This is a genomic window from Nocardia goodfellowii (assembly GCF_017875645.1).
GTDB classification, from domain to species: Bacteria; Actinomycetota; Actinomycetes; order Mycobacteriales; family Mycobacteriaceae; genus Nocardia; species Nocardia goodfellowii.
Genome location: NZ_JAGGMR010000001.1, coordinates 2,212,591 through 2,224,742, shown reverse-complemented (window position 1 = coordinate 2,224,742; position 12,152 = coordinate 2,212,591). Strand labels below are relative to the sequence as shown.

The 12,152-nt window shown below is 69.1% G+C and carries 12 protein-coding genes; 9 read left to right on the top strand and 3 right to left on the bottom strand.

Annotated features, from left to right (window positions below):
* Nucleotides 1-11: 11 nt before the first annotated feature.
* Together BJ987_RS09780 and BJ987_RS09775 are read left to right on the top strand one after the other, a co-directional pair.
* The gene (locus tag BJ987_RS09780) at nucleotides 12-1,580 is read left to right on the top strand and encodes an alkaline phosphatase D family protein (RefSeq protein WP_209887136.1); all 1,569 of its coding nucleotides are present in this window, start codon (nucleotides 12-14) and stop codon (nucleotides 1,578-1,580) included.
* 131 nt (nucleotides 1,581-1,711) lie between these two features.
* Nucleotides 1,712-3,241, top strand: coding sequence for an FAD-dependent monooxygenase (locus tag BJ987_RS09775; RefSeq protein WP_209887133.1), 1,530 nt, complete (start codon nucleotides 1,712-1,714; stop codon nucleotides 3,239-3,241).
* Here the strand turns inward: BJ987_RS09775 and BJ987_RS09770 are convergent.
* On the bottom strand, nucleotides 3,224-3,811 hold the full coding sequence (locus BJ987_RS09770; protein ID WP_209887129.1) for a hypothetical protein: 588 nt from the start codon (nucleotides 3,809-3,811) through the stop codon (nucleotides 3,224-3,226). The two genes, BJ987_RS09775 and BJ987_RS09770, sit on opposite strands and share 18 nt — an antisense overlap.
* Before the next feature lie 136 nt (nucleotides 3,812-3,947).
* Between BJ987_RS09770 and BJ987_RS09765 the strand changes: the two genes are divergently transcribed.
* The 4 genes from BJ987_RS09765 (at nucleotide 3,948) to BJ987_RS09750 (ending at nucleotide 7,291) form a co-directional block, all read left to right on the top strand.
* Entirely contained in the window at nucleotides 3,948-4,154 is a 207-nt protein-coding gene (locus tag BJ987_RS09765; RefSeq protein WP_209887126.1) for a hypothetical protein, read from the top strand.
* A 40-nt stretch (nucleotides 4,155-4,194) separates the two neighbouring features.
* Nucleotides 4,195-5,217: a winged helix-turn-helix domain-containing protein gene (locus tag BJ987_RS09760; RefSeq protein WP_209887123.1), complete on the top strand. Its 1,023-nt coding sequence runs from the start codon at nucleotides 4,195-4,197 to the stop codon at nucleotides 5,215-5,217.
* Between the two features lie 49 nt (nucleotides 5,218-5,266).
* Entirely contained in the window at nucleotides 5,267-6,568 is a 1,302-nt protein-coding gene (locus BJ987_RS09755; RefSeq protein ID WP_209887120.1) for a class I SAM-dependent methyltransferase, read from the top strand.
* 114 nt (nucleotides 6,569-6,682) lie between these two features.
* Nucleotides 6,683-7,291, top strand: a complete 609-nt coding sequence (locus tag BJ987_RS09750) for a dihydrofolate reductase family protein (protein ID WP_209887117.1) — start codon at nucleotides 6,683-6,685, stop codon at nucleotides 7,289-7,291.
* A gap of 11 nt (nucleotides 7,292-7,302) precedes the next feature.
* Here BJ987_RS09750 and BJ987_RS09745 read toward each other — a convergent pair whose 3' ends face one another.
* Nucleotides 7,303-7,530: a hypothetical protein gene (locus BJ987_RS09745; protein ID WP_209887114.1), complete on the bottom strand. Its 228-nt coding sequence runs from the start codon at nucleotides 7,528-7,530 to the stop codon at nucleotides 7,303-7,305.
* 121 nt (nucleotides 7,531-7,651) lie between these two features.
* A complete protein-coding gene (locus BJ987_RS09740) occupies nucleotides 7,652-8,056 on the bottom strand; it encodes a DUF4440 domain-containing protein (RefSeq protein WP_209887111.1) in 405 nt (134 codons plus the stop codon).
* Between the two features lie 100 nt (nucleotides 8,057-8,156).
* Here BJ987_RS09740 and msrA point away from each other — a divergent pair, with 100 nt between their 5' ends.
* The 3 genes from msrA to BJ987_RS09725 are packed head-to-tail and all read left to right on the top strand — an operon-like array spanning nucleotide 8,157 to nucleotide 12,084.
* Complete coding sequence (gene msrA, locus BJ987_RS09735; RefSeq protein ID WP_209887107.1) at nucleotides 8,157-8,669, top strand: peptide-methionine (S)-S-oxide reductase MsrA; 513 nt, start codon at nucleotides 8,157-8,159, stop codon at nucleotides 8,667-8,669.
* Between the two features lie 55 nt (nucleotides 8,670-8,724).
* Nucleotides 8,725-9,795: an esterase-like activity of phytase family protein gene (locus tag BJ987_RS09730; protein ID WP_209887104.1), complete on the top strand. Its 1,071-nt coding sequence runs from the start codon at nucleotides 8,725-8,727 to the stop codon at nucleotides 9,793-9,795.
* A gap of 39 nt (nucleotides 9,796-9,834) precedes the next feature.
* Nucleotides 9,835-12,084 (top strand): M20/M25/M40 family metallo-hydrolase, encoded by a 2,250-nt coding sequence (locus BJ987_RS09725; protein WP_209887102.1) that lies wholly within the window; start codon nucleotides 9,835-9,837, stop codon nucleotides 12,082-12,084.
* Nucleotides 12,085-12,152: the final 68 nt, after the last annotated feature.

Genomic DNA, 12,152 nt, shown 5'->3' with positions numbered 1-12,152 from the left:
TACCCTGATGTATGTCTTTGTCACGGCGCGCGGTGCTGGCGTTCGGTATCGCCGGGCTCGCGGGTGCGGCGACGGCGAGCAGCGCGCGCTTTCCGGCGCCGCGCTGGGCCGGAACCGATCCGTTCAGGTTGGGTGTGGCGTCGGGCGATCCGCTGCCCGACGGTGTGGTGCTGTGGACGCGGCTGGCTCCGGATCCGCTCGCGCCGGACGGACTCGGCGGCATGCCGCGCCGGCCGGTCACCGTGGACTACGAGGTCGCCGCCGACGAGGGCTTCCGGCAGGTCGTCACGCGCGGTTCCGCCGTCGCCACCCGCGAACTCGGGCACAGCGTGCATCCGGAAGTGCACGGGCTGGAGCCGGACCGGTGGTACTTCTACCGCTTCCGCGCCGGCTCGGCGATCTCTCCGACCGGGCGCACCCGCACCGCCCCGGCCGCCGGAACCGCCACGGCCCGAATGCGTTTGGCCGTCGCTTCCTGCCAGTCCTGGGCGTCGGGGTACTACACCGCCTACGAGCACATGAGTCGCGAGGACGTCGATCTGGTGCTGCACCTGGGCGACTACATCTACGAGCGAGCGTGGAACCACCGCCGAGAAGGCACCCCGCCCTACGCCTTCGAGCGGGGCGAGTCCGTCGACCTGCGCGGCTACCGGCTGCGTTACGCCCAGGTCAAAGCCGAGCAGCCGTTGCAAGCCGCGCACGCCGCGTTCCCCTGGCTGGTCACCATGGACGATCACGAGGTGGACAACAATTGGGCCGGTGACAATCCGGGCCTGGGCTTCGACATCTCCGCGCTGCCGCCGCTTTTCCAGCGCCGCCGGGCGGGCGCCTTCCAAGCCATGTACGAGCACCAGCCGCTGCGCCTGGCGCAACTCCCGTCCGGCCCGGATATGCGCCTGCACCGCCGCTACCGTTTCGGCGACCTCGCCGAGGTGACCATGCTCGACACCCGCCAGTACCGGTCCGCGATCCCCTGCAGCCACAATCCGGTCACCGGCTGCAGTGAGCGTTTCGCCACCGATCGCAGCATTCTGGGTGCGGCACAACGCGATTGGCTGATCGACGGACTCACCGGCTCACCCGCGCGGTGGCAGCTGCTGGGCAATCAGGTGGCGATGGGCGAGGTCGATACCGATCCGGGCCCGGATGTCCGCGTCTCCACCGACGCGTGGGACGGCTATGTCGCCGACCGCAACGCCGTGCTCGGCGCGGCCGCCACGCGGCAGGCCGGCAATCTCGTCGTCCTCACCGGCGACAAGCACGAGAACTGCGCGGGGAACCTCCGCAGCGACTTCGCCCGCCCGGACGCACCCGTGGTGGGGGCCGAATTCACCGGCACGTCGATCAGCACCAACGGCGACGGCGCCGATCTCACCGAGCACGGTCGCCGGCTGCTGGCCGCCAATCCGGACCTGAAATTCTTCAACGCGCAGCGCGGCTATCTACGGCTGACGGTGGAGAAATCCTTGTGCCGCACCGACTTCCGCGTCGTCCCCTACGTCACCCGCCCGGGCGCGCCGATAGACACGCGCGCGAGCTACATCGTGGAAGACGGAACCCCCGGCACCACCGAGGCCTGAAATTTGCCGGACCGCGAACATCCGATCGTTTCCCCTTCTCAAGGTATAGCGCACCTGGGGGCTTGCGGCAAGACCCCGGTCATGCCGCAGAATTGCCCGCCTAGCCAGAACCTGCGATTTGGGAGTAACGAGTGACGAATATCGACGTGATCATCGTGGGTGCCGGTCCGGCCGGGCTGACGCTGGCCGCCGAGCTGAGTCTGGCCGGAGTCCGGCCGCTGGTGCTGGAGAAGCACGCGCAGCCCCGTGATGTGCCCAAGGCCAGCGGTATCGCCGGGCAGATCCTGGACGTGCTGCGCAACCGGGGCATTCTGGACCGTTTCGAAGCCGCCAGCGGGAATCCGCATCTGCCACCGCGCTTTCCGTTCGGCGGCGTGCATCTGGATCTCACCCAGCTGGCCGATCCGCCGCTGCGGGCCGTGCCGCTGCCGCAGCGGGACATCGAGCGACTACTCGGGGAACGAGCCCAGGAGCTCGGCGCGGAAATCCGCCGGGGCCACCAGGTGGTCGGCCTCAGCCAGCGCCCGGCCGCGGTGACCGCCGAGGTCCAGGGCCCGGACGGGCCATACCAGCTGACCGCCCAGTACCTGGTCGGTTGCGACGGCGGGCGCAGCCGGATCCGCGACCTCGCCGGAATCGAGTTCCCCGGCACCACCTATCCGGAAGTCAATCGAGTCGCGCAGGTCAGCGTGCCGGCTTCGGTACTCCTGGCGAACGGGGACCTCGACATCCCGGGACTGGGCGTGGTCCCGGCGGGCTTCAACCGGACCGAGCGCGGCATGTTCGCGTTCGCGGCCAACCCCGGCGGCGTATTCCTGCAGACCGTCGAGGACGACACCGCCGACTACGACGACGATGAGCCCCTGACCATGACCGAACTCGCCGACAGCGTGCGCCGGGTGCTGGGCGCGGAGCTGCCCATGTCGGAACCGACACGGTTGTCCCGCTTCACCTTCAAGGACCGGCAGGCCGAACGCTACCGCGACGGGCGAGTCCTGCTGGCCGGGGATGCGGCGCACCTGCTGCCCGCCACCGGCACCGCGCTCAATGTCGGCATGATCGACTCGGTCAACCTCGCCTGGAAGCTGGCGGCCGCGGTCCAGGGCTGGGCTCCGGCCGGACTGCTGGACACCTATCACGAGGAACGTCATTTCGGCGGCGCTCGCGCCCGGCAGCAGACCCGGGCACAGGTGGCGCTGCGGCGCGGCATCGACTCGGCCGCCGACGCGCTGCGCGAGATCGTGCAGGAGTTGCTCGCCGACGAGCCGGCCGCGCGCCGGGTCGGCGCCATGATCGCGGGCACCGATCTCCGCTATCCGCTGCCCGACGCCGAACATCACGCCCTGACCGGCACTTTCGCACCCGATCTCCCGTTGCGCACCGAGCAGGGCACGACCAGCGTCGCCGCGCTGATGCCCACCGGACGACCGATCTTCCTCGATCTCGCCGACCGGCCGGAACTCCGCGCGATCGCCCAGCAGTGGGCGCATCGCGTCGACCCGCACACCGCCGAGTCCGACACCCGGCCGGCCGACGCCCTGCTGATCCGCCCGGACGGCTACATCGCCTGGGCCGCCGCGATCGGTGAGCCCGCCGACACCGCCGCGGCCACGCTGCGCGCGGCGCTGGCCTACTGGTTCGGCTCAGCGGCCGACGCGTAAACGCATACGTCCCAGCACATCCCGCTCGGCCAGGGGCAGCAGCGCCAGAAGGATGGCCGCACCGGTGAGCGGAAGAAAATCGAGGCTGAACGCGGAGAGGAGGATGCCCGCCAGCAACAGGGGCGGGCTCCACTTCGGCAGTGCCTTCCGCCAGGCCAGCATGCAGACGAGCACGATCAGGCCGAGGAAGAACAGTCGCGGCCCAACGGTATAGAAGGCTGAGCGCACACCGGGGATGTCGGAGAACTGGTGGCTCAGCCGTGACATGTCGGCCTTGGTGTCGGCCAGCGCCGCGAAGGAGATGTCCGCGGTGAACTGGACGATGGTGGCGGCCAAGCCGATCAGCGTCGCCACGACGATTCCGGTGCGCGGACGGCTCGGCGGGAGTTCGGCGGCGAGATTTCGCACCACCGGGATGAACAGCACCATGCCGAGCAGGCCGAACAGGTGGGCGGCCTGCCAGTCGGAGCCGGGACCGTAATGCCCGTCGGCGCGCCCCGCGAGCCGGATCACGCCGTAACCGGCGATGCACAGCGGCGCGGAAACCAAGAGCAGCCCAGGAAGTCTCACCGGCCGATCGTCGCAGGTAGGACCCGGTCGCGCCTCCGGGATGACCCTGATGTTTCGGCCAGGGCCTAATGGTGGTGCGCGGTGGCCCACCGGTTCCTACGCTTCTGAACAGAAGCTAACCAGGAGGCTGAAGATGATGAACCAGGCAGCTGTGCGTGCCGACGGGTTAGCCCCGCTGGTGTTCGTGGACAGCGCGGTGGATGTGTGGCGGCGCGGGCGGGAATGGCTGCGGGGCACGCGGTTCCGCCGTGCCGCGCCGTTCGCCCCCGAACCGCCCTCGGTACCGGAAATGCTGATCGAACTCGATCCGTTCAATCCGGCGCCGGGCCGCGGGCGGCGGTGAGCGCGCGTAGCGTGACCAGCGAGAGATTGCGAGGTACCGGATGAAGCGGCTGTACTTCACGCCCGACGATCTGTCGCGAGTCCGCGTCGGCGCGCCGCTCGGCGCGCTCGGTGAGACGCTACTCGCCACCCGGACCGTACAGCGTTCTCGCACAGCGCTTTTCGAGGGCTGGCGCTCGCAGGTGGTCACCGCGATGCCGGAGAACTTCGGCGTCCTCGCCGATCTCGTGCCCGCCGACGGCTCGTTCCTCGACCTGATCACCCCGACCCGCGGCGCGCGGACCATGTCCGAGGGCATCACCGCGCTGCACCTGGCGTCCCGCGAGGAGCTGCGCCGCGAGGTGATCGGCGCGGCGAACTGCGAATTGTGGCCGCCGACAATGCGTCTGCCGGACTGGGCGGCGAACCTGCCGGACCGCGACAACCGCACCCTGAGCGAAGTCGCGGCCGCCTTCGAGTCCTTTCACTCGGTGGCGTTCGCCGACCGCTGGACCCATGTGCAGTCCTACCTCGACGTGGCCGTCGACCGCATGGCCCGCACGATGGCCACCGAGGGCGTCGAAGGCCTGTTCGCCACCCTCGCGCCGTACGCGCGCTGGCGCGCACCGGTGCTGGAGGTCGCCACCCGCCGGGTCTGCCGTGACCGCCACCTCGACGGCCGCGGACTGGTGCTGGTGCCCGCGCTGTTCGTGTGGCCGGAGCCGATCCTGTTGCACTCCACCGTGGACGAGACCCTGCCGCTGACCATGGTCGTGCCGGCCATCCGGGACATGGCCGACTTCGCGACGGCCTGGGGCCCGCGCACACCCAACGAAGCCCTCAACGCCCTGCTCGGCCGTACCCGTGCCGCCGCGCTGCAGGCGATCGCCGAGGGGTGCAGCACCACCGAACTCGCGCGTCAACTCGGCGTCACCCCCGCCACCGCGAGCGAGCACGCCTCGATCCTGCGGGAAGCCGGGCTGATCGACAGCCAGCGGCACCGCAACGCCATGCGGCACCAGCTGACCACGCTCGGTGCGGCTCTGCTCGACGGTGATCTCGAGACCGGTCTCCGGATCGCCTGACCACGCGTCGCTGCCCGCCGCGACGCAGGTCACCGGCCATAGTGGAGGCATGGGCCAGAAAGCCAGCGTCGCCGCGACACTCGAACCGCTGCTCCGGACCGCGCTGGGCGACCAGCCCGCGATCCGGTTCGAATTCTGGGACGGCAGCACGATCGTTCCCGGCGAACCTCGCGGGACCATGCGTGTCCGCTCCAAGGACGTCCTCAGTCATCTGGTCTGGGCGCCGGGTGAACTCGGGCTGGCCCGTGCCTACGTCTCGGGCGAACTCGAATTCGAAGGTGATGTGTTCACCGTGCTGCGCACCCTGCAGCAGTCCGCGCCACACGATGCCGACCTGGGCTGGGACGCGGCCGTCCGCGCGATCGGCGCGGCCGGGAAACTCGGTGCGCTCACCCATCACCCGAAGCCGCCGCCGGAGGAGGTGCGCCCGCTGCGCGGCGGCCTGCACACCAAACGGCGGGACGCGGCCGCGATCAGCCATCACTACGACGTGGGCAACGACTTCTATCGGCTGGTACTCGGCGCGAGCATGACCTATTCGTGCGCGCGTTTCGTCGACGCCGACGACACCGGCGCGGACCCCGCGAACCCCGCGGTGTCCCTCGACGACGCCCAGCGCGCGAAGCACGACCTGATCTGCCGCAAGCTGGGCCTACGGCCCGGTATGCGCCTGCTCGACGTGGGCTGCGGCTGGGGTTCGATGGCGATACACGCGGCGTCGGCCTACGACGCCCAGGTCGTCGGCGTCACGATCAGCAACGAACAAGCCGAACTCGCGCGCAAGCGCGTCATCGCGGCGGGTCTGGCGGACCGCGTCGAAATCCGCCGCTCCGACTACCGCGACCTGCGCGGCGAGCAATTCGACGCCATCTCCTCCATCGGCATGTTCGAGCACGTCGGCACGAAACGAAGCGGCGAATACTTCGACACCCTGCGCGCCCTGCTGCGCCCGCAGGGCCGCCTGCTCAACCACGCCATCTCCTCCATCGGCGGCTCCCGCATGCAGAAGCGCTCCTTCATCGGTCGCTACGTCTTCCCCGACGGCGAACTGCTCGATGTCGGCGAAGTCGTCCTGGCCATGGAACGCGCCGGTTTCGAGGTGCGCGATGTCGAATCCCTGCGCGAGCACTACGCGCTCACGCTGCGCCACTGGGTCGCCAACCTCGAAAACGATTGGGAGCGCGCCGTTTCCCTGGTCGGAGCGGGCCGGGCCCGGATCTGGCGGCTCTACATGGCCGCCTCCGCTCTGGGTTTCGAGGACGGCGGACTCGGCCTGCACCAGATCCTCGGCGTCGTTCCCGACCCGCAGGGCGCTGCCGCGATGCCCGGCAATCGACGCGGTTGGTTCTGACGAGGCCGGGTCCGGTGCCGACGCCGCCGATTAATCCGGCGGCGACGCGTCGTCTGCACCACTGACTCCGCTGCCCGCGAATCGGGCAGCGACCCCACGAAGCAGGAGAAGACCATGAGGAAGATCACCGCAGGCCTGTTCATCTCGGTGGACGGCGTCATCGATGACCCCCAGGACTGGCACTTCCCCTACTTCGACGACGAGATGGGCGAGGCGGTGGGCGCGCAGCTCGGCTCGGCCGACACCCTGCTGCTCGGCCGAGTGACCTACGACAGTTTCGCCGGGGCTTGGCCGGACCGCGAAGCCGCCGGTGCGGAGGACGCCGTCATGGCCAAGGCGCTGGGCGACGCCCGCAAGATCGTCGTCTCGCACCAGCGGCTCGACTTCACCTGGCGCAACTCCGAACAATTGCAGGGCGATTTGATCGAGGCCGTGACGGCGCTGAAGCAGCAGCCGGGCGCCACCGATATCGCGATGAGCGGTTCTCCCTCGATCGTCCGCCAACTGCTGGCCGCCGGATTGCTCGACGAACTACATCTGCTGGTACACCCCATCGCCGTGCGCACCGGACAGCGCCTGTTCGACGAGGGCGACCCGATCCCGCTGCGCCTGTTGTCGGCGCGGACCTTCAGCACCGGCGTCATCCACACCGTGTACGGCCCGGCCGTCGAGACCGCGAGCGGCGGCTACGACGAGGCGAAAGTGCATCTCCCCCAAAGCTGAACAGCTCCAGGTCAGCGCCCGGCCGACCGTTCGAGCACTTCGGGATACCGGTCGCGGAGTTGCGCCAGGCAGCGCTGCACCTCGCGCAGTTCCCGGCGCAGCAGATGCGATTCGGTACTGGATCGAGGCACCCCGCGCCGGGTCAGCCGGGCTTCGAGGGCCGCGGTCAGCGTCACGGCCTCCGCGCTGAGCAGTTCATAGAAGACCTGGGCCTGGGCCACATCGGATTCGTCGCGCACCCGTCAAACCACCTGCGTCCGAACGCGTCCGGCAGTTCGCCGGCTGTACACCAGGAAGTTGGCCATGGTTCATACTCACTGGCCAGGCGCGAATCGTCAATCGTGCGATCGGTTGCCGGAATCAGCTTGTCACGGTGGTCTCGTGCACGGTGCGCCAGCGCAGACCGTTGCGTGCCTGCGGATCGGGCACCAGCAATGCGGTGGTGCGGCGCTCGGCGGGCCCCTCCGGGCGATGATGCACCTCGGTGAAACGCACCACCGCACAGTCCGCCGACCGGTGCAGCACGTCGATGTCGGTGATGTCGATGGTCAAGCCGGGCGTCGAACCACCCGCACCCGCCAGCCCGGTGACCAGGGGCGCACGGGAGACGACCGCTCCGTCGAGGGCGACCATGGAGAAGTCCGCGTGCAGCTGACCGGTGAAAGCGGCCAGCGCGTCGGCCGCGTCCGGCGCGCCCAGCCAGCGGGCCAGGTCCTCGTGCTGGACGCGTACCTCGCCGACGATCGAGTCGTGTTCGATGCTCACCACCGCAAGCTACCGGACCCGCCCGACCAGGCACGGAACTAACCGGGCGCCGCCGCTGGTTGTATGGGGAGTACCGGACCCACTTCACCGAGGAGGAAGCGTGACCGACACGCGCAAAGCGATCCTGGCCGGCGGCTGCTTCTGGGGCATGCAGGACCTGATCCGCAGGCAGCCCGGAGTGCTGTCGACCCGGGTCGGCTACACCGGCGGGCGGAACGACCACCCCACCTACCGCAACCATCCGGGGCACGCGGAAGCCGTGGAGATCAGCTACGACCCCGCGCAGACCGACTACCGGGCGCTGCTGGAGTTCCTGTTCCAGATCCACGATCCGACCACCAAGGACCGGCAGGGCAACGATATCGGCAGCAGCTACCGCTCCGCCATCTTCTATCTCGATGACGAGCAGAAGCGGGTAGCCCAGGAGACCATCGCCGACGTCGAAGCCTCCGGCCTGTGGCCCGGCAAGGTCGTCACCGAGGTGACCCCGGCCGGTCCGTTCTGGGAGGCCGAACCGGAGCACCAGGATTACCTGGAGCGCTTCCCGGACGGCTACACCTGCCACTTCCCCCGGCCCGGCTGGAAACTGCCGAAGCGGGCGGCGACGCAGTAGTTCGGTTCGCCCGGCGTTCACGCGCCGGTTCGATTGTCCGGTTAGCTTGACGCGCATGCGAAGTCGTGGATCCCTGCTGCTGATTCTCGCGTGCGCGCTCAGCGCGGCAGTCGCGCCGTCCGCCACCGCCGCGCCGCCGGTGCGACTACTCGGCGAACGGGTCATCCCGTTCGCCTTCGATTTGCGCGGCACGACGGTGGGCGGGCTTTCCGGCATCGACGCCCTGCCGGGCCCCGATGAGTACCTGCTGATCAGCGACGACCGCTCGGCGCTGCAGCCCGCCCGCTACTACACCACGCGAATCACCTTGGACGACAACGGGATCGGACCGATCGAATTCACCGGTACGCGACCGTTGCTCGGCGCGAACGGCGCACCGTACCCGCAGAACACCGTCGATCCGGAGGAGATCCGGGTGGATCCGTGGACCGGAAACTATGTCTGGACGCAGGAGGGCGAGCGGTCGCCGAACGCGCTGCTGGATCCGTCGGTGCGAGTGGCGCGGCCCGACGGCGCCTTCCACGCCGAACTCCCCATCCCGGACAACGAACGGATGCGGCCGGATTCGGGCCCACAGCGCAACGGGACCTTGGAGGCCGGGAGTTTCGCCGCCGGCGGCACACTGTTCGTCACCGCGCTGGAAGCGCCGTTGCTCCAAGACGGCCCGCCGCCCACCGCCACGACGGGGGCGCTGACCCGGATCACCGTGCAGGCCCGCACCGGCCAGCTGCTCGCCCAGTACGCCTATCCCCTGGACCCGATGTTCACCGAAGGATCCGGGAGCAACGGAATCACGTCCATCCTCGCCGTCGATCCGCTGGATCCGGCGAAATTCCTTGTGGTGGAACGTAGTTTCGTCGAGGGCGCGGGCAACCGGATCCGGCTCTACGAAACCGATCTCGGTACCGCGACCAATGTGCTTAACGCGCCTCTGGACCATGCCCGTCCCGCCACCAAACGCCTGCTCGCCGACCTGAACGAGTTCGGTCTGAGCACCGTCGACAACATCGAGGGCAGCACCTGGGGCCCGCGCCTGCCCTCCGGTGAACGCACCCTGCTCCTGGTCAGCGACGACAACTTCAACGACGAACAGGTCACCCAGTTCATCGCGCTCGCTCTGCGCTGAGATCGACCGCGCGCCCGCCGGGGCGGATACGCTGGGAGAGTGCGGATAGGACAACGGCTTTCCGGTTTCCTGGCATTCGCGTTCCTGCTGGCTGTCATCGGCGCCACCGCCTGGGAGCAGCAACCGCATGGCCATGAGCCCGAGTCGGCGCCCGCCGAGGTGTTCAGCGCGGGCCGCGCCTTCCGGGTCGTGGAGGCAATCGCGCAACGGCCGCACCCCGTCGGCACGGCCGAACATGCCCGAGTCCGTGATGATCTCGTAGACCGGTTGCGAGACCTTGGGCTAGAGACCGAGATTCAGGCGGGCATCGGGCGTTATCCCGGTGCGCTCGTGCGTGATGTCCTGGGTATGGGGCGGGTGCAGAACATCATCGCGCGACTTCCCGGCACCAACTCCACCGGAACGATTTACCTTGCCGCGCACTACGATTCGGTCGCGTCCAGTCCGGGCGCGAACGACGACGGTGTCGGGGTCGCGGCCGTGCTGGAAACCCTGCGCGCGCTCCGTTCGAGCGGCACGACCCTGCGCAACGACGTGGTGGCCCTCCTGACCGATGCCGAGGAGGTCGGCCTGCTCGGCGCCGAAGCCTTCGTCGCCGCGAGCCCGGAGCTGCGCGGTGACGTGATCATCAATCACGAAGCGCGAGGCGCGGGCGGCCCGGTGTTCATGTGGCGGTCCACCCGGCCCGACGGCGGCCTGATCCGCGCGGTCGCGACCATCCCGCACCCGAACGCCGACTCGCTGTCCACGGCGCTGGCCGGTGCGCAGACCTCCAGCAATACCGATTTCACGTCCTTCGAGCCGGGCGGTCCGCAGGTGCTGGACTTCGCCTACGCCGGTCGCAGCGCCTACTACCACAACCGGCTGGACGACCCGGCCCATGTCCCGCTCGCGACATTGCAGCAGATGGGAGACAACACCCTCGCCCTGACCCGCGAACTCGGCGACCGCGATCTCACCGCTCCGACCGCCGACGACAATCCCGCCTACTTCGCCCTGCCCTTCGGGGTGCTGGTCGTGCTGCCGCTCTGGGTGATCATCGCGCTCGCCGTGGTCAGCGTGCTGGCGGGTGGCTGGGTCATTTGGCGGGTCCGGCAGGCCGGAGAAACCAGCCTGAAACGCGTAATCGCCTCTGCCGTTCTGCTTTTGGTGGCCGTCCCGATCGCCATGGCCGCCGTGTACGGGCACTGGGAAGTCGTCAAGACCATTCGCCCTGAATATCAGCCGCTGTTCGTCGACCCGTATCGGCCGGAGTTCTATTACGCGGCGGTCATCGTGCTGTCGGCCGGGGTGCTGGCCGCATGGTTCGCGCTCTCCCGGCGTCGGCTCGGCTCCAGTGCCACCGCGGCGGGTCTGCTGTGCTGTCTGAGCGTGTTATCGGCGGTGTTCGCCGTGGCCGCACCGGCCGCCGCCCAGGTATTGGTGATACCGACTGTCGCTGCGGCGCTCGGCGTTTCGGCCACCTTCGTAATCCCGGACCGCTGGCGTCTGCCGGTACTGACGCTGTCGCTGATTCCGGCCGCGCTATTCCTGGGCGGCCTGTGGGCGGCGCTGCAAACCGGTATCACCGCGGCCCCTTTCCTGACCGCACCCACCATCATCCTGCTCGGCAGCCTGCTCACGCTGACCCTCACGCACACCTGGCCGGCCGAGCGCGGCTGGACCATCCCCGCCACCGCGGTGGTGCTGGCCGCCGCACTCACCGCGGCCGGTCTGGCCGTCGATCGCTCCGATGACCAGCACCCGCTGAATTCGCAACTCATCTACGCCTTGGACGCCGACAGCAACCAGGCCCGCTGGCTCTCGCGCGTTATGCCGGACCGCTGGACCGAACGCTTCGTCGACGACACCACGCCCGAACCCCGCTTCTCCGCACTGTGGTCCGACGCTGTCGCGAGCGGCCCTGCCATAGCCCAGGCGCTGCCGCCGCCGACAGTCGAAATCGACTCCGACACTGCCGATTCCGGTCGACGCACCCTCCGCCTTCGATTGCATTCACAACGCGCCGCGCCCAGCATTGCCCTGCGCTACTCCACCGTCCCGCACTCCCTGCGTGTCGCTGGGCGCGACGTAAACACCGTTCCCACCAAGGGAATTCAGTTCTATGCTCCGCCGGGCGAGGGCCTCGAGGTGGAGTTGACCGCACCCGCCGGGCCCCTCGAACTCACCGTGGTCGACTACAACTATCTCCCTGTCTCGGGCATCGAGCCCTACGGAACCCAGCCCGACGACGTCTACCTCCGCCAGGACAGCACCAGCGCTGTGTTCACCACCACCGCCCTCGGTTAACCCGCTCGAGCCTGCCACGACGATCGCGACCAGCGGCGGCAGACTCGACGGACCCGGTTCGGACGAAG

Excerpts from the sequence above, each read along its gene's own strand:
- BJ987_RS09780 (WP_209887136.1), top strand. The coding sequence starts at position 12 with ATGTCTTTGTCACGGCGCGCGGTGCTGGCGTTCGGTATCGCCGGGCTC.
- BJ987_RS09750 (WP_209887117.1), top strand. The coding sequence starts at position 6,683 with ATGAGGAAGATCACCGCAGGCCTGTTCATCTCGGTGGACGGCGTCATC.
- BJ987_RS09765 (WP_209887126.1), top strand. The coding sequence starts at position 3,948 with ATGAACCAGGCAGCTGTGCGTGCCGACGGGTTAGCCCCGCTGGTGTTC.
- BJ987_RS09755 (WP_209887120.1), top strand. The coding sequence starts at position 5,267 with ATGGGCCAGAAAGCCAGCGTCGCCGCGACACTCGAACCGCTGCTCCGG.
- BJ987_RS09730 (WP_209887104.1), top strand. The coding sequence starts at position 8,725 with ATGCGAAGTCGTGGATCCCTGCTGCTGATTCTCGCGTGCGCGCTCAGC.
- BJ987_RS09760 (WP_209887123.1), top strand. The coding sequence starts at position 4,195 with ATGAAGCGGCTGTACTTCACGCCCGACGATCTGTCGCGAGTCCGCGTC.